General features: G+C 57.1%; 21 protein-coding genes. 6 read left to right on the forward strand and 15 right to left on the reverse strand.

All coding sequences use genetic code 11. The annotated features are described in order from the left end of the window. Window positions 1-10 precede the first annotated feature (10 nt). From BMF08_RS01020 to rppH, 8 genes are all read right to left on the reverse strand, one after another. Complete coding sequence (locus BMF08_RS01020; RefSeq protein ID WP_072569925.1) at window positions 11-334, reverse strand: prepilin-type N-terminal cleavage/methylation domain-containing protein; 324 nt, start codon at window positions 332-334, stop codon at window positions 11-13. Continuing rightward, window positions 319-726 carry a DUF2509 family protein gene (locus tag BMF08_RS01025; RefSeq protein WP_072569924.1) on the reverse strand — a complete coding sequence of 136 codons (408 nt, stop codon included), beginning with the start codon at window positions 724-726 and terminating at the stop codon, window positions 319-321. The genes BMF08_RS01020 and BMF08_RS01025 overlap by 16 nt, the downstream gene beginning before the upstream one ends. Further along, window positions 723-1,286 (reverse strand): prepilin peptidase-dependent protein, encoded by a 564-nt coding sequence (locus BMF08_RS01030; RefSeq protein ID WP_072569923.1) that lies wholly within the window; start codon window positions 1,284-1,286, stop codon window positions 723-725. The genes BMF08_RS01025 and BMF08_RS01030 overlap by 4 nt, the downstream gene beginning before the upstream one ends. Beyond that, entirely contained in the window at window positions 1,277-1,747 is a 471-nt protein-coding gene (locus BMF08_RS01035) for a prepilin peptidase-dependent protein (RefSeq protein WP_072569922.1), read from the reverse strand. The genes BMF08_RS01030 and BMF08_RS01035 overlap by 10 nt, the downstream gene beginning before the upstream one ends. A 183-nt stretch (window positions 1,748-1,930) precedes the next feature. Then, window positions 1,931-2,725 carry a thymidylate synthase gene (gene thyA / locus BMF08_RS01040; protein WP_072569921.1) on the reverse strand — a complete coding sequence of 265 codons (795 nt, stop codon included), beginning with the start codon at window positions 2,723-2,725 and terminating at the stop codon, window positions 1,931-1,933. Between the two features lie 6 nt (window positions 2,726-2,731). Beyond that, window positions 2,732-3,607 carry a prolipoprotein diacylglyceryl transferase gene (lgt, locus tag BMF08_RS01045; RefSeq protein WP_072569920.1) on the reverse strand — a complete coding sequence of 292 codons (876 nt, stop codon included), beginning with the start codon at window positions 3,605-3,607 and terminating at the stop codon, window positions 2,732-2,734. A 161-nt stretch (window positions 3,608-3,768) separates the two neighbouring features. Then, complete coding sequence (gene ptsP, locus BMF08_RS01050) at window positions 3,769-6,015, reverse strand: phosphoenolpyruvate--protein phosphotransferase (RefSeq protein WP_072569919.1); 2,247 nt, start codon at window positions 6,013-6,015, stop codon at window positions 3,769-3,771. Between the two features lie 12 nt (window positions 6,016-6,027). Then, window positions 6,028-6,558, reverse strand: coding sequence for an RNA pyrophosphohydrolase (rppH, locus tag BMF08_RS01055; protein WP_072569918.1), 531 nt, complete (start codon window positions 6,556-6,558; stop codon window positions 6,028-6,030). A gap of 681 nt (window positions 6,559-7,239) precedes the next feature. On the opposite strand from rppH, the gene mutH reads away from it, so the two are divergent. The 4 genes from mutH to BMF08_RS01075 all read left to right on the forward strand — a co-directional run bounded on the left by mutH (window position 7,240) and on the right by BMF08_RS01075 (window position 10,226). Then, a complete protein-coding gene (mutH, locus tag BMF08_RS01060) occupies window positions 7,240-7,935 on the forward strand; it encodes a DNA mismatch repair endonuclease MutH (protein ID WP_072569917.1) in 696 nt (231 codons plus the stop codon). A 62-nt stretch (window positions 7,936-7,997) separates the two neighbouring features. Further along, the gene (locus tag BMF08_RS01065; protein WP_072569916.1) at window positions 7,998-8,711 is read left to right on the forward strand and encodes a TerC family protein; all 714 of its coding nucleotides are present in this window, start codon (window positions 7,998-8,000) and stop codon (window positions 8,709-8,711) included. A 131-nt stretch (window positions 8,712-8,842) separates the two neighbouring features. Next, window positions 8,843-9,061 carry a YgdI/YgdR family lipoprotein gene (locus BMF08_RS01070; RefSeq protein ID WP_072569915.1) on the forward strand — a complete coding sequence of 73 codons (219 nt, stop codon included), beginning with the start codon at window positions 8,843-8,845 and terminating at the stop codon, window positions 9,059-9,061. Between the two features lie 124 nt (window positions 9,062-9,185). Then, a complete protein-coding gene (locus BMF08_RS01075) occupies window positions 9,186-10,226 on the forward strand; it encodes an NADP(H)-dependent aldo-keto reductase (RefSeq protein ID WP_072569914.1) in 1,041 nt (346 codons plus the stop codon). Between the two features lie 80 nt (window positions 10,227-10,306). Here the strand turns inward: BMF08_RS01075 and lplT are convergent, their stop codons facing one another. Both lplT and aas read right to left on the reverse strand, forming a co-directional pair. Further along, window positions 10,307-11,497, reverse strand: coding sequence for a lysophospholipid transporter LplT (gene lplT, locus BMF08_RS01080; RefSeq protein WP_072569913.1), 1,191 nt, complete (start codon window positions 11,495-11,497; stop codon window positions 10,307-10,309). Next, window positions 11,490-13,649, reverse strand: a complete 2,160-nt coding sequence (gene aas / locus BMF08_RS01085; protein WP_072569912.1) for a bifunctional acyl-ACP--phospholipid O-acyltransferase/long-chain-fatty-acid--ACP ligase — start codon at window positions 13,647-13,649, stop codon at window positions 11,490-11,492. The genes lplT and aas overlap by 8 nt, the downstream gene beginning before the upstream one ends. A 431-nt stretch (window positions 13,650-14,080) precedes the next feature. Between aas and galR the strand changes: the two genes are divergently transcribed. Then, window positions 14,081-15,088, forward strand: coding sequence for an HTH-type transcriptional regulator GalR (galR, locus tag BMF08_RS01095; RefSeq protein ID WP_072569911.1), 1,008 nt, complete (start codon window positions 14,081-14,083; stop codon window positions 15,086-15,088). On the opposite strand, the gene BMF08_RS01100 is transcribed toward galR, so the two are convergent. From BMF08_RS01100 to BMF08_RS01115, 4 genes are read right to left on the reverse strand one after another with little or no spacing between them, the layout of a single operon-like run. Beyond that, window positions 15,085-15,534 (reverse strand): GNAT family N-acetyltransferase, encoded by a 450-nt coding sequence (locus BMF08_RS01100; protein WP_072569910.1) that lies wholly within the window; start codon window positions 15,532-15,534, stop codon window positions 15,085-15,087. The genes galR and BMF08_RS01100 overlap by 4 nt on opposite strands. Further along, window positions 15,531-16,304 carry a GntR family transcriptional regulator gene (locus BMF08_RS01105; protein WP_072570142.1) on the reverse strand — a complete coding sequence of 258 codons (774 nt, stop codon included), beginning with the start codon at window positions 16,302-16,304 and terminating at the stop codon, window positions 15,531-15,533. Before BMF08_RS01105 ends, BMF08_RS01100 begins: the two co-directional genes overlap by 4 nt. 11 nt (window positions 16,305-16,315) lie before the next feature. After that, window positions 16,316-17,743: a glycoside hydrolase family 1 protein gene (locus tag BMF08_RS01110; protein WP_072569909.1), complete on the reverse strand. Its 1,428-nt coding sequence runs from the start codon at window positions 17,741-17,743 to the stop codon at window positions 16,316-16,318. A gap of 7 nt (window positions 17,744-17,750) precedes the next feature. Beyond that, window positions 17,751-19,088 carry a PTS sugar transporter subunit IIC gene (locus BMF08_RS01115; protein WP_072569908.1) on the reverse strand — a complete coding sequence of 446 codons (1,338 nt, stop codon included), beginning with the start codon at window positions 19,086-19,088 and terminating at the stop codon, window positions 17,751-17,753. A 250-nt stretch (window positions 19,089-19,338) separates the two neighbouring features. On the opposite strand from BMF08_RS01115, the gene BMF08_RS01120 reads away from it, so the two are divergent. Beyond that, on the forward strand, window positions 19,339-20,358 hold the full coding sequence (locus BMF08_RS01120; RefSeq protein WP_072569907.1) for a LacI family DNA-binding transcriptional regulator: 1,020 nt from the start codon (window positions 19,339-19,341) through the stop codon (window positions 20,356-20,358). Here BMF08_RS01120 and lysA read toward each other — a convergent pair. Further along, window positions 20,350-21,612 (reverse strand): diaminopimelate decarboxylase, encoded by a 1,263-nt coding sequence (gene lysA, locus BMF08_RS01125; RefSeq protein WP_072569906.1) that lies wholly within the window; start codon window positions 21,610-21,612, stop codon window positions 20,350-20,352. The genes BMF08_RS01120 and lysA overlap by 9 nt on opposite strands. Window positions 21,613-21,673: the final 61 nt, after the last annotated feature.

A 21,673-nucleotide genomic window follows, 5' to 3' on the forward strand; every position in this document is an offset into this window, starting at 1 on the left:
ATGCTCCTGACTACTGACTGATTGGGCAATATAGCCGCGACATCTGACCCTGCCGACCCACGGGAGAGGTGATTGTTACGCTGATGCTGACACATCCCGCCGTGCTTGTCTGCATTCGCTTCACCTGCCAGCCTGCTGGCGGAGCAACAGGATACCACTGTATATGCTGCCAGGCATTACGCCATACCTCCCGGTAGAGGCTATCGTGCATAAAACCGCTCATTATTGCACGCTGCGTTCCCGCCAGCGCGGTGATGATCATCACCAGGAGTACCATCGCCAGCAGCACTTCAGGCAGGCTGAATCCCGCCTGATTTTTCAGGGAAGCTGACATAACGCCTCCCCGGTGAACGGGCAAAAATCACTCCAGCCATGACGGGAAAATATCACGAGATCGTTTTCCAGCGCGCCCAGACGCCACAGCGTATGGCTGCCGCTCGCGGCGATCAGCAGCAGCGTCTGGTCGTCAAAAATTCGCAGACAGGCGCGCCAGTCATGGTCGTGCGCCTGCCGACACTGCACCGCAGGCCGGGATTGCCATGGCTGTACCCTTCCCCACTCCATGGCGGACTGCGCATCCGCCATCGTGCGCAGCGCCCGGCTTTCGCTGACCACCCGCAGATGATGCGTGTGCTGGCGCTGGTTTAGTCCGTTCAGCATCACACTTCCCAGCAGCATGATGAGCAGTACCAGCCCCAGCGACGACATCCCATGCTGGCGCTTCACAGGTTGTAACCCGTTACGCTGTGGCGGGCGGTGATGCGCTCGTCCGGATGGCCGGTCACGCTGGCCGCAAGGGTAAGCGTGAGCTGGCTGTGAAAACCTTCAGGCCGCACGTGCGTCACGCTGAACTGCTCTACGGTGATCGTCTCAGGCTCGGTCATTTTATCCCAGCCCTTATCCTGACAGGATGTCGCCCCGCGCCGGGTTTCCAGCGCGCCGTCGTGCAGGCGAAATCCGGTCTGATCCGGCTCTTTTGCAGGCGCGCGATCCCACACGCCGTTGCTGTTGCCGTCCCACTGCACAATGATGCAGGACGCCTGCGGGTTTATCACCAGCGGTTGGCCGCTGCACAGGCCACGGCAATAACCGGCCCGCTGCACGTGTTTTGCCATGGTATATAGCCGCTGCCAGATTTCATCTTCCAGCGCCTGCTGGCGGGTCTGGGCGAGCATCGCCCTCTGTAAGGCCGGCAGAAAGCGGGCCGCGCCAAGCAGTAGCACGCTGCCGATTGTCATCGCGATCAACACCTCCGGCAGGGTAAAGCCGCGATGGGTCAGATGCATGGCGTGGCCGCCACAGGTTGACACATTCTTATTCGTCCTCCGTTTGAAACGATAATTCGCCATTCGCCCGCCGGATTGCGCAGCACGATATGCCCGGGCCAGGCGGTATTACGCAGACCAAAAAAACGCAGCGACGGCGTGATATCAGCCAGCGCCACACCCGCGGACAACGGCCGCAGCGCAAACGCATTATCAGCCGCGCAGCCTGCCCGCTCATTCACCGAACTTAACAGGCACCAGCCGTCCTCCGTTGTGCTGGCGCTGATAAGGTGGTCGCGGTTCTGCCAGTTGGCATCATCGCGCAGCAGCTCCAGGTAAACACGCACCTGCCAGGCGGTTTGCCACAGCTGCTGGTGCAGGCGGAAACTCTGCCAGCCGTACAGCCCTGCGCCGCTCAGAATGATGACCAGCGCCACGGCGACCAGGATTTCGATCAGGGTGAAGCCTTGTTGTTTTTTCATGGCGGCAGTGTGCCGAAGACGTGCAGAGAGAGCGAACGGGAAAGCGTGGTTTTGCGGGGCGTTACGAGAGGTTTAAATGCCGTTGCAGGCCTTTGCATTTTTTCCGGAAGACGCCCCGGAAAATGGAACGGCGGATAAAAAAAACCGGCGCGCTAAGGCACCGGTTATGTCACGCTTTGCGCATCAGATAGCGACAGGCGCTTTGATGGCGGGATGCGGATCGTAGCCTTCGATTTCAAAATCCTCGAAGCGGTAGTCAAACAGCGAAGCGGGCTTACGCTTGATAATCAGCTTAGGCAGCGCGCGCGGCTCACGGCTCAGCTGCAGGTGCGTCTGCTCCATATGGTTGCTGTACAGGTGCGTATCGCCGCCGGTCCAGACGAAGTCGCCCACTTCCAGATCGCACTGCTGCGCCACCATATGCACCAGCAGCGCATAGCTGGCGATGTTGAACGGCAGGCCGAGGAAGACATCGCAGGAGCGCTGATAAAGCTGGCAGGAGAGTTTGCCGTCAGCCACGTAGAACTGGAAAAACGCATGGCATGGCGCCAGCGCCATTTTGTCCAGCTCGCCCACGTTCCAGGCAGAAACGATAATACGGCGCGAATCCGGATCGTTTTTTAACTGCTCAAGCACGTTGGAGATCTGATCGATATGGCGGCCATCCGGCGTCGGCCAGGCGCGCCACTGTTTGCCGTATACCGGACCCAAATCGCCCTGCTCATCGGCCCATTCATCCCAGATGGAGACGTTGTTTTCATGAAGATAGGCAACGTTAGTATCACCCTGCAGGAACCACAACAGCTCATGGATAATCGATCGCAGATGACAACGTTTGGTGGTCACCAGCGGGAAGCCGTCGCGCAGGTTAAAGCGCATCTGATGGCCAAAAATAGACAGCGTGCCGGTACCGGTACGATCGTTTTTTTGGGTGCCCTCATCGAGCACCTTTTGCATCAGGTCTAAATACTGTTTCATGGTTCCTCAGGAAACGTGTAGCTGCGGGCGACGGCGGTACGCCCAGATCATCATCAGAACGCCGGCGACAATCATCGGGATAGAGAGAATTTGCCCCATGCTGATGTACTGCACCCATTCGCCGGTAAACTGCGCATCCGGCTGGCGGAAGAATTCAACAATGATGCGGAACGCGCCATAACCAATCAGGAACAATCCGGAGACGGCACCCATCGGGCGCGGTTTGCGAATAAACAGGTTGAGAATGATGAACAGTACAATGCCTTCCAGCACCAGTTCATAGAGCTGGGACGGATGTCGCGGCAGGACGCCGTAAGTATCAAAAATAGACTGCCATTCCGGGTGCGCCGGCAGCAGCGCCATATCTTCGCTGCGGGAGGCGGGGAACAGCATGGCGAACGGGAAGCCCGGATCGACACGGCCCCAGAGTTCACCGTTGATAAAGTTACCCAGACGGCCTGCGCCCAGCCCGAACGGGATCAGCGGCGCGATGAAATCCGCAACCTGGAAGAAATGACGTTTGGTGCGACGGGCAAAAATGACCATTACCAGAATAACGCCGATCAGACCGCCGTGGAACGACATGCCGCCGTCCCAGACGCGGAACAGGTACAGCGGATCGCTCATGAATACCGGGAAGTTATAGAACAGCACGTAGCCGATACGCCCGCCAAGGAACACGCCGAGGAATCCTGCGTAAAGCAGGTTTTCGACTTCGTTTTTCGTCCAGCCGCTGCCGGGACGATTAGCGCGGCGCGTCGCCAGCCACATCGCAAAGATGAAGCCGACCAGATACATCATGCCGTACCAGTGCAGGGCAAGCGGCCCTATGGAGAAAATCACCGGATCGATGTCCGGAAAACGCAGATAACCACTGTTCATCTGTCACCACAACTTGTTGTTATTCCGCCGAAAGTGGTCAGCGGCAAAGACGTGCGCCCGCGTCGACAGGCGCGCCAAAGTTGCGAATCATAGCATAAGGCGGACATGCTGATTGCGCTGAAGTTGTAAAAGATATGTATAACGTTCGCCGGATCCTGCACCTAGCGTCCGCCGCGAATTAACCCGCCCATGCTGCGCCGTTCCATAAAGGCCGCGACCTGATGGCGAACTTCGGCGGCCAGCTGGGCGTCAAGCGCCCGTCTGGCAAGCGTCTGCGCATCTTCGTGATCGATATGGCGCAGCAAATATTTAATACGCGCCACCGAGCGGCCGTTCATCGACAGATGACGGTAGCCAAGGCCGATGAGAATGGCGACGCACATCGGATCCCCTGCCATTTCACCGCACAGCCGCAGATCGATGTCGTGCCGTTCGGCTTCGTCGGCGATCATCGCCAGCGCGCGCAGCACGGCAGGATGCAGGCTGTCGTACATATTTGCCACGCGGGTATTGTTGCGATCCACCGCCAGAATGTACTGGGTCAAATCGTTGGTGCCGACGGAGATAAAATCGACCCGTTTAACCAGATGGGCGATCATAAAGACCATCGACGGCACTTCCAGCATCACGCCAATGCGCGGTTTGGGAATGGCGTAGCCGATCATCTCTTCCACTTCGCGCCCGGCGCGCTCAATCAGACGTCGCGCCTCGTCGATCTCATCGATGCTGGTGACCATCGGCAGCAGAATATTCAGGTTGCCGGTGGCGGCGTTGGCGCGCAGCATGGCGCGCACCTGGATCAAAAAGATCTCCGGCTGATCGAGCGTAATGCGGATCCCGCGCCAGCCGAGGCACGGATTCTCTTCGCTGATCGGCATGTAAGGCAGCTGTTTATCGGCGCCGACATCCAGCGTACGCAGCGTGACGGGCTTGTCGATAAACATCTGCATCATGCCCTGGTACTGCGCCACCTGCTCCTCTTCCGAGGGGAAACCGCTTTGCAGCATAAAGGGGATTTCGGTGCGGTAAAGACCGATGCCGTCAATGCGGCTGTCGAGATTTTCTTCGTGCGCCGGGCTTAAGCCCGCGTTGAGCATCACTTTCACCCGCTCGCCGCTTCTGAGCTGGGCGGGCAGATTAACGTCATCTTCAGCCAGACGGCTTAATTCATTTTCTTCGCTGATAAGCCGCTGATATTCCTGCATCAGGATCGGCTCTGGATCCACCAGCAGTTCACCGCGATAGCCATCGACGATCAGCGTGCGTTGATGCAGGATCGACGGCTGAATGTCTGCGCCCATCACGGTCGGGATGCCAAGGGCGCGAACCATGATCGCCGCATGGGAGTTCGCCGCGCCATCGCGCACCACCACGCCCACCAGTCGGTCGTGCGGCAGTTCGGCAAGCGTGGTGGCGGAGAGTTCATCAGCCACCAGCACAAAGCGCGCAGGCCAGGCATTCGGGCCCTGTAATGTATCGTCAAGGTGGAAGAGCAGACGCTGGCCGAGCATGCGCAAATCCCCGGCGCGCTCTTTCAGATAGCCATCGGTCAGCGCCGCAAACTGTTCGGCAAAGCGCTCAATAACCTTTTTTACCGCCCATTCGGCGACAAAGCCCCGGTCCACTTCCTCAAAGAGTTCCCGGCGCAGGCGGGCGTCAGAGAGCAGATGCGAATAGAGATCGAAGATCGCTGCCGTCTCTTTCTGCGCCCCGGCAGAGAAGCGCTTGCTGTAACGGCGAAATTCACTGGCCGCCTCTTCCAGCGCCCCGGTGAGCCTTTCGCGCTCCAGCGAGGTGTCGAGCGTCGAGGCTTCATACACCTGCTCCATCAGCGGCAGCGTGGCATCCATCCAGCCTTCGGCGATGGCTACGCCCGGCGAGGCAGGCAGCGCGCGGATGCGTGTCTGACGGTACTGACCAAAGAGCGCCGCCAGCTGTGACTGGGAAAGAATGGCGGCCATCTGCGTGGCCAGCGTGACCAGGAAGGACTCTTCGCTTTCGTCAAACTGGCGTAATTCACGCTGCTGCACCACCAGCACGCCCAGCAACTGGCGGCGCTGAATAATGGGCACGCCGAGAAAGGCGCGGAAGCGCTCTTCTTTGACTGCGGGAATGAATTTAAAGCTGGGGTGCTTTTGCGCATCGGCCAGGTTGATGGGCTCCGCAAGCCGACCGACCAGGCCGACAATGCCCTGATCGAAGGCAAGCGTGACAGTACGACCACGCGGCTTTTTCAAACCGCGCGTCGCCATCAGGTAATAGCAGCGTCTGTCGTGATCGGCGAGATAAACCGAGCAGACCTCGGTATCCATCGCCTGACAAATTTCAGTAACCAGTACGTCCAGCGCCTCGTTGAGGCGCGGAGCACTTGCCACTTTCTCGACGATTTCTCGCAGCCGGGTGAGCATGTTATGTATGGCTTAACCTCTTTTACGTCGCCAGGCTGGGGGACTTTGCGGCTTCGGCGTCGCTTCAGAAAGCGCCATCACTACGCTTGCAAACTCTTTCATCACCCGACGATAGACATCGCGTTTAAAGGAGACAACCTGACGAACGGGATACCAGTAACTCACCCAGCGCCAGCCATCAAACTCGGGGGTACTGCTGGTTTGCATATTAATATCAGCATCACTGCTGACTAATTGCAGAAGAAACCATTTTTGTTTCTGGCCGATACACACCGGCTTTGTGTCCCAACGCACCAAACGTTTCGGTAACTTGTAACGCAACCAGTTGCGAGTAGAAGCAAGGATACGCACATCTTTACGACTTAACCCAACCTCTTCGAACAGCTCCCGGTACATAGCCTGCTCCGGGGATTCTCCGGGGTTAATTCCCCCCTGAGGAAACTGCCATGAGTGCTGACCAAAGCGCCTGGCCCACATCACCTGGCCCTGTCGGTTACAAATTACGATCCCAACATTGGGGCGGTAGCCATCGTCATCAATCACCGGACTACCTCAAAAAAAATCTGAATTTGAACGATTGTTTCACACTAGTGGTAAACGGTAAACCACTCTGTTAACGGTGCATAACCTAATAACAATTGAATAACTCACAGTTATCTGCCGAGTTATAAACAGATTAGGGTTCCGGGCGGCCACTTTATTCACTTTTTCTGTGGATATAGTTGTGAAGAAGTATGGAATTAAAGGGGGAAAACCCGGAGTAGTCCTAAATCCGCATTAATGCCATGAAAAAATAAAGCGCTATGCGTCAGTAGCTTAATGCACTTATACCGGAACGAAAAGGCGGTTATGTGACGATCATCACAGGGATGATCGCCTCGCTGATGAAAGATCGCACAGCGTCGGTTTTATCCACAGTTTGTGCCACCAAGTTAAACACAATTTGTGCGAAAATTCGATTTTGCTCCCACGTCAAGGCTGTAAATGGAAACAGTAGTGAAGGTTTTTACCAGTTATCCCACTTTTCTGTGGATAACATGGTGTAAGATCCTGTTCATTGCCAGTGACCAGAATTGGAAAACCGGGCAGGCTGTTGCGCAACATAAGTGATTATTTCCAAAAAAAGTCGTTAAATCATAGTATTGAAGGTTGCTCACAGAAATAAACCTCACTGCTCACCCCGGTGCATAATTGTTGTTCATTTTTTAACCAAAGGTCTGAATCATGTTCCCACCTGTTCCCTTAACTACACCACCGGATACCGAAGCAAAGCTGTTGGCGCAGGCACAGCGTCTGGCGGGCTTCACGTTAGGAGAACTGGGTCAAATGGCCGGTCTGCCAGTGCCCCAGGATCTGAAACGTGATAAGGGCTGGACCGGGATCCTGCTGGAACGCTGGCTGGGCGCAAGCGCAGGCAGCAAGCCGGAACAGGATTTCGCGGCGCTCGGTGTGGAGCTTAAAACCATTCCTGTGGATAACGCCGGACGCCCGCTGGAAACCACCTTTGTGTGCGTTGCCCCTTTGACGGGTAATAGCGGGGTGGTGTGGGAAACCAGTCATGTGCGTCACAAGTTAAAGCGTGTGCTGTGGATCCCGGTGGAAGGATCGCGGGAGATCCCTCTCGCCGTGCGGCGTGTGGGAGCACCGCTGCTGTGGAGTCCGGATGAAGATGAGGAGCGCCAGTTGCGCCTGGACTGGGAGGAGCTAATGGATCTCATCGTACTGGGTCAGGTTGAAACAATTACTGCGCGTCACGGCGAAGTGTTACAACTGCGCCCGAAAGCGGCGAACAGTAAAGCGCTGACCGAGGCCGTGGGCACCGAGGGCCAACGTATCCTGACCCTGCCCCGCGGCTTTTATCTGAAAAAGAATTTTACCCGCGCATTGCTGGCGCGGCATTTTTTGTTGCAGGGTTATTAAATTTTGCCCTGACCGGGCTTGCGCTTATAATTAGCCCTTCTTTTTTTGGCAGGACTTTTACGATGTTATTTGCATGGATCACCGATCCCAATGCCTGGCTGGCGCTCGGAACACTGACGCTGCTGGAAATAGTGCTGGGTATCGATAATATTATTTTCCTTTCTCTGGTAGTGGCAAAACTTCCGCCCGCACAACGTAACCGCGCCCGCCGTCTCGGCCTTGCGGGAGCAATGATCATGCGTCTGGCGCTGTTGGCCTCAATCGCATGGGTGATACGCCTGACCACGCCGCTGTTTGAGGTGATGGGCCATGCGGTGTCGGCACGCGATCTGATTTTACTGCTTGGCGGCTTATTCCTGATCTGGAAAGCGAGCAAAGAGATCCACGAGTCCATTGAAGGGGAAGAGGAAGGACTGAAAACCAACGTCCACTCCTTTATGGGCGCGATTGTGCAGATCATGCTGCTGGACATCATCTTTAGTCTCGACTCGGTGATTACGGCGGTGGGACTGTCTGACCATCTGTTCATTATGATGGCGGCGGTGGTGATTGCCGTTGGCGTGATGATGTTCGCGGCGCGTCCGATTGGCGAATTCGTCGATCGTCACCCGTCGGTGAAAATGCTGGCGCTGGCCTTCCTGATCCTCGTCGGCTTTACGCTGATGCTGGAAAGTTTCGGCATCCACGTGCCGAAAGGCTACATCTATTTCGCAATGTTCTTCTCCATTGCCGTGGAAACCCTCAATCTGTTGCGCAACAAGAAGCGTCCGCTCTGATTTACCGCTCCCCCGCCCCCGGGGGAGTGTACATTTTTTCTTCCGCTTTCAGAATTTGCTGCTTTTTCATCACATTATTCTGCGTTATTACTAGACTACATTCAGTTAACCGTCACGCGAGGAATAAAACGATGAAAAAATGGGCAGTGGTGATCTCTGCAGTAGGCCTGGCTTTTGCGGTTTCAGGGTGCAGCAGTGATTACGTTATGGCGACCAAAGATGGCAAAATGATCCTGACAGATGGTAAACCACAAATTGATGATGACACCGGACTGGTTAGCTATCGCGATCAGCAGGGCAACGAGATGCAGATCAACCGCGACGACGTTTCACAGATTATCGAACGTTAATCCTGAAAGGGTCAGTACCCTGCTGACCTTTTGATTTTTCACTTTCCCTTTTCACTCCCCTCTGCCATGTTTATATTCCTTTGTCAGGAAGCGACTGACGTTGTTAACAAAAGGAAGCCGGCAAATGCACTATCACCGTATCCCTCACAGCTCCCTTGAGATAAGCACTCTGGGGCTGGGCACTATGACGTTTGGTGAACAAAATAGCGAAGCCGACGCCCATGCACAGCTCGATTATGCCGTAAGCCAGGGAATAAATTTTATTGATGTCGCGGAGATGTACCCTGTTCCGCCACGCCCGGAAACCCAGGGGCTTACCGAGACTTACGTCGGCAACTGGCTGACGAAACGCGGTAACCGCGAAAAACTCGTTATCGCCTCAAAAGTCAGCGGCCCGAGCCGCAACAGCGACAGCGGTATCCGCCCGGATCAGGCGCTGGATCGAAAAAATATCCGCCAGGCGCTGGATGCCAGCTTAAAACGCCTGCAAACCGACTATCTCGATCTCTATCAGGTTCACTGGCCGCAGCGTCCGACCAACTGCTTCGGCAAACTGGGCTATGAGTGGACGGATAGCGCGCCGGGTGTAACCATCCTTGAAACCCTTGAAGCGCTGACGGAATACCAGCGTGCCGGGAAAATTCGTTACATTGGCGTCTCCAACGAAACGGCGTTTGGCGTGATGCGTTATCTGCACCTGGCGGACAAGCACGATCTGCCGCGCATCGTCACCATTCAGAACCCGTATAGCCTGCTGAACCGCAGCTATGAAGTGGCGCTGGCGGAAGTCAGCCAGTTTGAAGGGGTGGAGCTGCTGGCCTATTCCTGCCTGGCCTTTGGTACGCTGACCGGGAAATACCTCAACGGCGCGAAACCGGCAGGCGCGCGTAATACCCTGTTCAGTCGCTTTACCCGCTACAGCGGCGAGCAGTCGCAAAAAGCAGTCGCCGCTTACGTGGATATTGCGAAGCGGCATAATCTGGATCCGGCGCAGATGGCGCTGGCCTTTGTGCGTCGCCAGCCGTTTGTCGCCAGCACCCTGCTGGGGGCGACCACGCTGGTACAGCTGAAGACCAATGTGGAGAGCTTCCATCTTGATCTCAGTGAGGACGTGTTAGCAGAGATTGAAGCAGTGCACCGGGTGTATACCTATCCGGCACCGTGATGTAAAAAGCCGGGCAGATGCCCGGCTTTTTTTTGCCGGGTGGCGCTTGCGCTTACCCGGCCTACGTATCCCAGACTTCTTTACCGACGACGCTGCCAGATCCACAGCGCGGCAATCGCCAGCGCAAAGAGCGCACCGAAGCCCACGCCAACGCCCACCACCGGCACGCCGACTTTTATCGCCAGCGAATACAGCCCCAGCATCAGCAGCATAGCGGTGTTCTCACCGAGATTCTGTACCGCAATGGCATTCCCCGCGCCCACCGAGCGTTTACCGCGCTCCTGCAATAGCGCGTTCAGCGGCACCACAAAGAATCCACCCAGCAGACCAATCAGAATTAACAGGCCATAGGCAGGCAGTAGCGCATGTTGCAGGGAGAAGAACAGCACGCCGACGCCAATTAAAATCCCGGCTGGCATACAGCGCGACACCGTTTCCAGGGTGACGAGTTTCGCCGCCACGCCTGCGCCCAACACGATCCCCACCGCCACCATCGCGTTCAGATAGGTCGGCGTGGCGTTATCGGTAATACCCAGCGCCTCCGGTACCCACAACACCAGCAGGAAGCGCAGCGTCACGCCTGCGCCCCAGAACAGACTGGTGCCCACCAGCGAGAAACGGGTTTCGCCGTTCTGCCATAAAGATCGGCAGGCGCTGAAAAAGCTGTTGGTCATCGGCACGAAACGCCAGGACTGGCCGGGACGGGCGACAGGCAATACCGGGATCAGCAAATTCGCCACCACCGCACCCGCGTACACCAGCGCACAGACGCCAAGCGCCGCCAGCACGTGCCAGTCTGCCAGCACCCCGCCCGCTACCGAGCCAAGCAAAATGGCGGCGATGGTGGAGGACTCCATCAGACCGTTCGCCTTTACCAGTTTATCGCCGGTGGTCAGCTCGCCGAGAATGCCGTACTTGGCTGGCGAGTAGGCCGCCGCGCCAATTCCCACCAGCGTATAGCCAATAAACGGGTTAACGCCGAGACAGATGCTTGCCGCGCCGAGCAGTTTCAGGCTGTTCGCCACCATCATCACGCGGCCTTTGGGGAAGCTGTCAGCAACCTGGCCGACAAAAGGCGCAAAGAGTATGTAAGCGCCTACAAACACCATTTGCAGGATCGGCTGGCTCCAGTCCGGGTAATACTGCTCTTTCAGCAGCGCCAGAGTGGCGAACAGCAGCGCGTTATCCCCGAAAGCAGACAGGAACTGCGCGGCGGTGACTGCCAGCATCCCCTTCGACCACAGGGAATTGTTAGTGTGTGACTCACGCATGATGATGTTCCGGGTCTTCAAGCAGACCTTTAAGGGTGACAAAATCAGGCTTGCCGCTGCCCAATACCGGAAGTTGCTTCAGATAGCGAATATCCCGCGGGACGGCCAGCTCAGGGATCCCCTGCGCGCGGGCATGCTGGAGCAGCTTGTCGCGCGTCAGCTCGCTGTCGGTGGTAAACATCACCAGCGCCTCGCCTTTGCTGGCGTCGCTTTTGATCACCGTGCCGTGCATTTTTTCCGGCGATACCGCCAGCGCCAGTTGCTCGACCATCTCCAGCGACACCATTTCGCCCGCAATCTTGGCAAAGCGTTTTGCGCGCCCCTGGATCTGCACAAAGCCGCTGTCATCAAAACGCACGATGTCACCGGTGTCGTACCAGCCCGGCTCGATCTCGCCGCGCTCATTTTCCGCCGTCGGCGCTTCCAGCACGCCGGGGTTTTCCACCCGCAGATAGCCGTTCATCACGTTCGGCCCTTTCAGTTGCAGGCGACCGCCGTCTTCAATGCCGGGTACCGCCAGCAGACGCGCGTCCATACCCGGCAGAATGCGCCCGACGGTGCCGGGGCGCGCCGCCATCGGCACGTTAATGGAGACCACCGGCGCGCACTCGGTCACGCCGTAGCCTTCCAGAATGCGCAGACCAAATTTGTCCTGCCAGATTTGCCGCGTGCTCTCCTGAAGTTTTTCCGCCCCCGCCACCACGTAACGCAGACGATAGAAATCATAAGGATTGGCGAAACGTGCGTAGTGGCCGAGGAAGGTGGAGGTGCCGAACAGCACGGTGCAGTTACGGTCATACACCAGTTCCGGCACGATGCGGTAATGCAGCGGGCTTGGGTAGAGGAACACTTCCGCACCGGTCAGCAGCGGCGTGAACAGGCCGACGGTTAAGCCAAAGGAGTGGAACAGCGGCAGCGCCGACATAAAGCGGTCGTTAGCCGTAAAATCCGCGATGGTGCGGATCTGCTCGACGTTCGCCAGCAGACTCTTATGGCTGTGCACCACGCCTTTCGGATTACCTTCCGAGCCGGAGGTAAACAGCACCAGCGCGGCGTCTTCCGGCTGCTGCGGCACCTGCGCCAGATGCGGCATCAGCACGTGGGCGAAGATCCACAGCTTATCGGCGAGGGTCACGTCGCCCTTCAGATCTTCGAGATACACCCAGCGCACCTGCGTCAGCTGCTCCGGCAGGTGCCAGAGCTTGCCTTTGTCCATAAAGGTGCGTGAGGTAAAAATGGTTTTGATTTGCGCGGCGGTGATGGCGCTGGTCAGCCCTTTCACGCCTGCGGTGTAGTTCATCATCGCCGGAACGCGCCCGCGGGCGACCGCGCCAAAGATCACCGCCGCGCTGATGGCCGCGTTCGGCAGCATCAGGCCGATCTTTTCGCCCTGCGCGGTGTATTTATCCAGAATACGCGCCACGAACAGGGTTTTCGTTAACAGCTTGCGATAGGAGTCCGGTTTGAAGTTGATGTCTTCAATACAGGGCTTGTTCGCGCCGTAACGGTATTGCGCCGCAAGCAGCGCTTCAAACAGAGTTTCACGCGGGCGCACGGCCATACGCGCTTCCATCATGATCTGGTGCAGCATTTCGCCGGCGATTTTACGACGGTCACGGGCGCGCGGCGCATCCGGCATCGGCAGCGAGGTAGGCGGCAGGATGCGGATATGAATGCGCGGGAACAGGCGCTGTTTGACCAGCCCTTTCAGGCGGCTGAAGAAGGTCAACTCCGCGCCTTCGATACGCACCGGCACCACGGTCGCGCCGGATTTGGCGGCTACAAAGCCCGCGCCGTCATAAATTTTCATCAGCGATCCGGACACCGAGATGCGCCCTTCCGGGAAAATCACCACCGGGCGGCCCTGGCCAATCATGCGCACCAGCTGCTTAACAGACATCGGTTTTGTGGGATCGAGCGGCACAAAATCAATCAGATTGCGCAGGGCGCGCATGTACCACTGCTGGCTGATGGAGGTGTAAACCGCAAACACCGGACGTACCGGTAAAAACAGCGCCAGCAAAACGCCGTCAAGAAAAGAGACGTGATTAGGGGTGATCAGTACGCGCTCACCGCGGAGCGCCTGGGTATCGCCGGTCAGTTCGACCCTGAACAACAGGCGGAATAAAAAACGGAAAAAGTCCAGTAACATGGCAACTTCCTGTGTCAGTTAATATGAAAGATGTCAGGGAATTGTGGCAGATTACACGAGAAGTGCAGAAGGGGCGAAGGTAAAATCCAGACGAAAAAAAACCTGCGCATCCGCGCAGGTTGGTGCAAAACGTGAGTACTCAAAACGTACTGAAATCTCACCAATCAATACCTCTGGGACTTTAACTGTAGCAACAGCCCCCCTGTCCCTACAGTAATCAATCGCAACAGCCCTTCGCAAAGTGTAACCAAAGGTTTGAATTCGCTTTTTTTGTCTTATTTGCTGTCAACCACCTCGTGTAACGTTTTCACCAGCCGCAGTAGGCTGTCGATCACGTTTACGGCGTCCCGTACCGCAATCGCCTTGAACAGACGGCGCTTTTCCGTAACACTTAACGCTGTGTAAACGCTTACCCAAAAAGAAGGTTCTGTATGGCGACGATAAAGGATGTAGCCCGGCTTGCAGGTGTTTCTGTTGCCACGGTGTCACGCGTGATCAACCACTCCCCGAAAGCCAGCGAATCGTCGCGCCTGGCGGTGCAGAGCGCCATGGAATCCCTTAATTACCACCCGAACGCCAATGCCCGCGCGCTGGCGCAGCAGTCGACGGAAACCGTCGGGCTGGTGGTGGGCGATGTCTCGGATCCCTTCTTTGGCTCAATGGTGAAAGCCGTGGAGCATGTGGCCTATAACACCGGCAATTTTCTGCTTATCGGCAACGGCTACCATAACGAACACAAAGAGCGGCAGGCGATTGAACAACTGATCCGCCATCGCTGCGCGGCGCTGGTGGTGCACGCCAAAATGATCCCCGATGCCGATCTCGCCGCCCTGATGGAACAGATGCCGGGCATGGTGCTGATCAACCGCATCGTGCCGGGCTTTGAAACGCGCTGCGTGGCGCTGGACGATCGTTACGGCGCCTGGCTGGCGACCCGCCATCTGATCCAGCAGGGACACACTAAAATCGGCTATCTGTGCTCTAATCACGCCATTTCGGATGCGGAAGATCGACTGCAGGGCTATTACGACGCGCTGCGGGAAAATGGCCTGCCGTGCAACGACCGGCTGGTGACCTGGGCTGCGCCTGACGAGAGCGGCGGCGAACAGGCGATGACCGAACTGCTGGGACGCGGCAAAAACTTTACCGCGGTGGCCTGTTATAACGACTCCATGGCGGCAGGGGCGATGGGGGTGTTAAACGATAACGGCATTGACGTGCCGGGTGAGATTTCGCTGATCGGCTTTGATGACATTCTGATCTCCCGCTACGTGCGTCCGCGCCTGACCACCGTACGCTATCCGATTGTCACCATGGCGACCCAGGCCGCTGAACTGGCGCTGGCGCTGGCGGAAAATCGTCCGCTGCCGGATATTACCCACGTCTTTAACCCGACGCTGGTACGACGCCACTCGGTCGGCACGTTGCAGGAAAGCTAAAGCGTATAGCGGTACAGGTGCACGGTTTTGTCCGGGTATTCAAGGCCGTCGCCAATGTACTGCCAGCCGTAGCGCTCGTAAAAATCCATGCAGGCAGACCACAGATACAGCTGCGGATAGCCCTGCCCGCGGGCGTACTCTATCACCTGTTGTTGCAGCGCCCCCGCCAGCCCCTGCCCGCGCGCGCTTTCATCCACATACAGCGCCGCCAGCCACGGCCACAGATCCTGACGGCTGATTAAATCGCAGCGCCAGAGTCCCACCGTACCCAGCAACTGCTCACCCTCCGTCGCCACGAAGGTCAGCGGCAGCTCGCCGGGACGCTGGCTGTGTTCGACGATGCTGGCAAAAAATTCCCGCGGCAGCCCGTCGCCAAAGGCGCGCCACTGCCAGTCGATCACCTGTCCGGTAAACTGCGGCACGTCGTAAAGCGGCTGGATCTTCACATTAATTTTCCCTGAAAAAGCGGTACGGATTCGAACAGATAGCCGTCGAAGTCCGGCGCATCTTCGTCCGATAGCTCCAGCAGGCTTTTTTTGACGTTTTCCAGATGTTGCCACATCGCCTGCCACGCCCCCATCACATCGCGACGGCGCAGCGCCGCCAGCAGGGTTTGGCGGTCGCCCAGCCATTTCAGACGATATGCCCGGCTGGCGATGTGCACATTAAACTGCTGCCACAATGGGCTGCTGTCCATGTGATGCCAGATGCTTTCCACCGTGCCCAGCAGCATCTGGTTTTGTGACGCCCCTGCCAGCACCAGGTGGAACATTTTGCTGTTATCCTGGGAATTGTCATTCATGGCGATGGCGCGCTGTTCCTGCTCCAGAATACGCCGCAGGTTGTCGATGTCGGCGCGGGTGGCCATTTTTGCGGCAAAGGCGGCAATGTTGCTCTCCAGCAGTTGCCGCGCCTGGAGGATTTCAAAGGGGCCGACGTCGCTGCTTAAAAAGCGTTCTTCTTCGTTTTCGTGCTCCTGGGGGATGCGCATCACGTACACCCCGGATCCCTGGCGGATATCCACCGTGCCCTGCAACTCCAGCATTAACAGCGCCTCGCGCACGATGGTGCGGCTGACGCCGTAGGTTTCGGCAATATTTCGCTCCGGCGGCAGACGGGAGCCTACCGGGTAGTGTCCCTGGATAATCTGCGCGCGCAGATCCTCACCTATCTCCTGGTACTGTTTTTTTTCCGTCACTACGACTGCTTTCTCCACCATATCACCTGCTATTTCCATTCATCGTCGAGAGTCAGCGTGAGCGTGCGCTCCTCGCTTAACCGACGGTACCATGAGGCAGATTTTTTGGCGCGCCGGTTACGGTTATTTTGCAGATCGATCTCAATTAAACCATAGCGATTTTTAAAGGCGTTCATCGGCGAGACGTTATCGGTGAACGCCCACAGCATATAACCCTGGCAGTTAGCGCCGTCTTCCCTGGCGCGCAGCGTCTGGTAAAGATGTTCGCTGATAAAGGCGATGCGATAATCATCTTCAATCACGCCATCGACATTGCGGAACTGCCCCTCGTTTTCAATGCCCATCCCGCTTTCGGCAACGAACCACGGAATATTGCCGTAGTCGTTTTTAATGCGCATCGCCATGTCGTAAATAATCTGCGGATAAATTTCCCAGCCGCGGGATTTATTCATCCGCCGCCCCGGTAATTCAAATGGCTCGTAATAGTATGCCGGATGGAAAGGCGTGTCCGGATGCCAGGCGCGGGACGGCGCTTTCACGCGGTGCGGGTAATAGAGATTAATCCCCAGTTCATCGACGGTATTATCGCGAATGATCGCCAGTTCTTCGTCGTTGTACTCCCACGCCACCTGATGCTGTTCCAGCAGGCTGAACAGCTCCGGGGGATAATGACCCTTCACTAACGGATCCAGAAACACGCGGTTGTAGAACAGATCGTACATGTCGGCCGCCCGCACATCGTGCGGCGCACGAGAGCGCGGGTAGGTCACTTCCGGATTAAGAATACAGCCGACGCTGCCCTGATAGCCCTTCTCACGAAACAGTTTCACCACTTTCGCCGTGGCGAGGTTTTTGTTGTGATTCCACTGCATCCAGGTGCCGGTGTTTTGTTCATAGGGCCAGCGCAGCGCGTCCAGATAGACGCGCGTCTGCACCACAATCGGCTCGTTAAAGGTGAACCAGCGCGTCACCTGGGTGTGATAGCGGGCAAAGACTTTTTCCGCATACAGCAGGAAAAACTCCACCACCTTTTTCGACGCCCAGCCGCCGTAGTTTTCCAGCAGATAACCGGGCAGCTCGTAATGCTCAAGGCAGATCATCGGCTCTATGCCGTGGCGATGCATCTCGGCAAAGAGTTCGTCATACCAGGCGGCGTACTCCTCATCCACCACGCCATTCTCGTAGTCGGTAAAAAAGCGTGACCAGTTGATCGAGGTGCGGTAGTGGGTCAGCCCCGCCGCTTTCATCAGCTGCACGTCTTCACGGAAGCGATGATGAAAATCGGTGGCGACAGCCGGGCCGTAGCCTTCATGCCAGACGTGGCGGTCGTTTTTGTACCAGAGATCCGGCCAGGAGTCCTGCCCGGCTTTTTTCCCGCTCCAGCCTTCGGTTTGCCAGGCGGAGGCCGCCGCCCCGAGGATAAATGACGGCGGGATAACGATGGTTTTCGTGCTCATACTGTCCTCAGGCGTTTTTCGCCAGTTCCGTTGCTTCCGCCTTCAGCTGCGCCTGTTCCGCGCGGCGCGAGGCGATCTTCACAAAGGGCAGATAGATAATTACCGCAGTAACGATGCAGATAAACTGGGTGATCACCGCGCCCATCGATCCGGCAGTGGAGAGCCAGGCGTTGATCAGTGGCGGCGTGGTCCAGGGCACCATTACCACCGCTTTTCCGGCGAAACCGGTGACGGTGGCGAAATAGCCAATGGATCCGGTGACCAGCGGCGTGATGATGAAGGGGATCGCGAGGATCGGGTTGAGCATGATCGGCATGCCGAAAATCACCGGTTCGTTGATGTTAAACAGGCCAGGGCCGATAGAGAGCTTGGCGATCTCGCGCATCTCTTTACGTTTGGTGGCGATCATCACGGCAATCAGCAGGCCGATGGTCAGCCCGGAACCGCCGATGCTCATGTACACATCCCAGAACGGCATGGTGATGATGTTCGGCACTTCTTTGCCCTGTTCGAAAGCGCTCATATTGACGGTGATCGCCCCCAGCAGCAGCGGCTCACGGATCGGTTTGATCATCTGGTTACCATGAATACCGATCACCCAGAACAGCTGCGCCACGAACATCAGCAGCAGGATCCCCGGCAGGCTCTGCACCACACGCTCCAGCGGCTGTTGCACCACCTGATAGATGGCGTCGTAGAGATACAAGCCGGTGATTTGATGGAAAACGAATCCGAAGGTGGCGATGGCGGTGGTGGTGATGATCGCCGGGATCAGCGCCGAAAACGACGCAGCGACGTTGGGCGGCACGGTGTCGGGCATTTTGATCTTCAGCCCCTTGCGCCCTTCCAGCCAGCAATAAATTTCCACCGACAGAATGGCGATAAACATGCCGAGGAACAGGCTGCGGGTATCGGAGAACTGACGCAGCAGCACGTCTTTCACCACATGCATTTCGCCGTCCACCAGCATTTCTACGGTCGTTGGCGTCACGCAGATAAAACAAATAACCGCCAGCAGGCCAGGGAATAAGGATTTAATGCCGTTAATGCGCCCTAATTCCAGACCAATTAAAAATACCGCGCCGATATTTAAGAAGTTGAGCGTGGCGTAATTAATGGCGCTGGTAATGGGTTTTAACGCCGCCAGAAATGACAGCGACTGAAAACTGGCGAGACCGTTTTTCGGATCCAGCACCATATTGGAAATCAGTACTGAAAACGCACCGACAATAATGACCGGCATCAGGGTAATAAAGGCGGATTTAATCGCCATAATATAGCGATAACTGTTAAAAGTTGTCGCGAAACTACCCAGAGAATCAATGAGCTTATCCTGTAAAGCCATACGATGGTACCTCAGTAAAAGGGCTTTTTTATTGTCCAGGGTTACAGCCGAATACCAACTGGCATACCAAAAGTAGACAGCGTAGGGGAAAAGTTCTGTGATAAAGCTCTCAGGATAGAAAGTGGTATTCCAGATAATGTGATCGCGCGTAGATTGGTATTCCACCCATCGCTTTTCCACAGGGAGAGGCCGTAACGTCATATAGCCTTTGTGATAAACTCCCGCTCAACTCAGGAAACAGGACGTCGTCATGGCAACAATGCTGGATGTTTCACTGCGCGCGGGCGTCTCAAAGGCGACGGTTTCACGCGTGCTGAACGGTACAGGTCAGGTTAAAGACAGCACCCGGCAGCAGGTGTTTAAAGCGATGGAAGAGCTGGGCTACCGGCCTAACTTTCTGGCCCAGTCGCTGGCCAACCGCACCAGTAACAGTATTGGCCTGGTGGTATCGACCTTTGACGGCTTCTATTTTGGACGCCTGTTACAGCAGGCCTCCCGCCAGACGGAAACCCACGGCAAGCAGCTGATTGTCACCGACGGGCACGATACCCCGGAGCGGGAAGAAGAAGCGGTGCAGATGCTGGCGGACCGCCGCTGCGACGCCATTGTGCTCTACACCCGCTTTATGCGCGAAAAAGCCATTATGGCGCTTATCGATCGCATCCCGATGCCGCTGATTGTGATCAACCGCGACGTCAGCCAGGCGCGGGATAAATGCGTATTCTTCGAGCAGCAGGACGCGGCTTTTAAGGCGGTGGAATATCTGATTTCTCAGGGACATCGCGATATCGCCTGCATTACCGTACCTATCCACACGCCCACCGGCAAAGCGCGGCTGATGGGCTACCGCAAAGCGCTGGAAAAGCACGGTATCCGCTGGGATGCGGCGAAAGTCAGGTATGGCGATGCGGGTATGACCAGCGGCTATGAGCAGTGTCAGGCACTGTTGCAGGAAGGCGTTGCCTTCAGCGCGCTCTTTGCCTGTAACGATGATATGGCGCTCGGCGCGTCCAAGGCGATCCACCAGGCCGGGCTGCGTATTCCGCAGGATATTTCGCTGTTTGGTTTTGATGATGCCCCCAGCGCCAGATGGCTGGAGCCGGGGCTGTCGACGGTTTGTCTGCCTATCGACATCATGATCACCACCGCCATTGATCAGGCGATGCGGCTGGCGGCGGATCGCCCCATTGAGACGATCCCGCCCTTTACCGGCACGCTGGTACTGCGCGATTCGGTCGCCCCCGGCCCGCATTTCAAAAGCTTAAAGTAATTCCAGCGCCAGCAGTTCGTCGATGGTCTGACGGCGGCGGATCAGGCGCGGCTCGCCGCCCTCGAACAGCACTTCCGGCAGCAGCGGACGGCTGTTGTAGTTAGAGGACATCGAGGCCCCGTACGCGCCGGTATCGTGCAGCACCAGATAATCCCCGGGCACCACCGCAGGCAGCGCGCGGGTTTCCACTTTGCCGCCCTCCTGCTGGGTGAACACGTCGCCGGATTCACACAGCGGCCCGGCCACCACGGTATCCATTAAGGGCGCGGTTGTTAAATCACGGCCATCTGCCGCAAGCGCCGTGATGTGGTGATAGCTGCCGTACATGGACGGGCGCATCAGATCGTTAAAACCGGCGTCGATCAGCACAAAGTGGCGGCTACCCATGCTTTTTACGCTGCGCACCTGCGCCACCAGCACGCCGGATTCCGCCACCAGGAAACGCCCCGGCTCGATTTCCAGCTTGACCGGATGCCCCAGATGCTCCGCAATCTGCTCCCGGGCGCGATTCCACAGGGCGTAATAGTGGTGGGTATCAATGGCCTCTTCCCCTTCGCGATAGGGGATCGACAGGCCGCCACCGGCGGAGATGGCTTCCAGATCCTGACCAAACTCGATCACCTGGCGTACCATCGCGCCGCACACCTGCTCCAGATGCCCATAGTCCACGCCGGAACCAATATGCATATGCAGGCCAACCAGCTTCAGCTGATAACGCTTAATCACCTCCAGCGCCTCAGGCAGATCGCTGTACCAGATACCGTGCTTGCTGTTTTCGCCGCCGGTATTGGTTTTCTGGCTGTGACCGTGGCCAAAGCCCGGATTCACCCGCAGCCAGACGCGATGCCCTGGCGAGACTTCCCCCAGTTGGCGCAGCATATCCACCGATCCGGCATTCACCGGAATTTGCAGCTCATGCACCCGCGTAAGCGTCGGGGCGTCGATCATATCAGCGGTGAAGACCACGTCATCGGGACTGGTCTGCGGCTCGTAACCCGCCACCAGCGCGCGCTCAATTTCACCCAGCGACACGGAATCCACTTTCACGCCCAGCTCGCGCATCAGGCGCAGAATGTGCACGTTGGAGCAGGCCTTCTGCGCAAAACGCACCACGTCGAACTGACTGAGCTGGGCGATTTTTTCGCGGATGATCTGCGCGTCGTACGCCCAGACCGGGCAGCCGTACAGGGCCGGCAGCGCCAGCAGGTTCGCGGCGTTAAGGGCGGTGTCGGTGTTGTTAAGTGAGCGTGGCATAGGTGGCTCCGGTTAATAATTTTTAGCTATTACGCCACAACGCGAACCGGATAAAAAATAT

The organism is Enterobacter sp. SA187, assembly GCF_001888805.2.
GTDB lineage: Bacteria > Pseudomonadota > Gammaproteobacteria > Enterobacterales > Enterobacteriaceae > Enterobacter_D.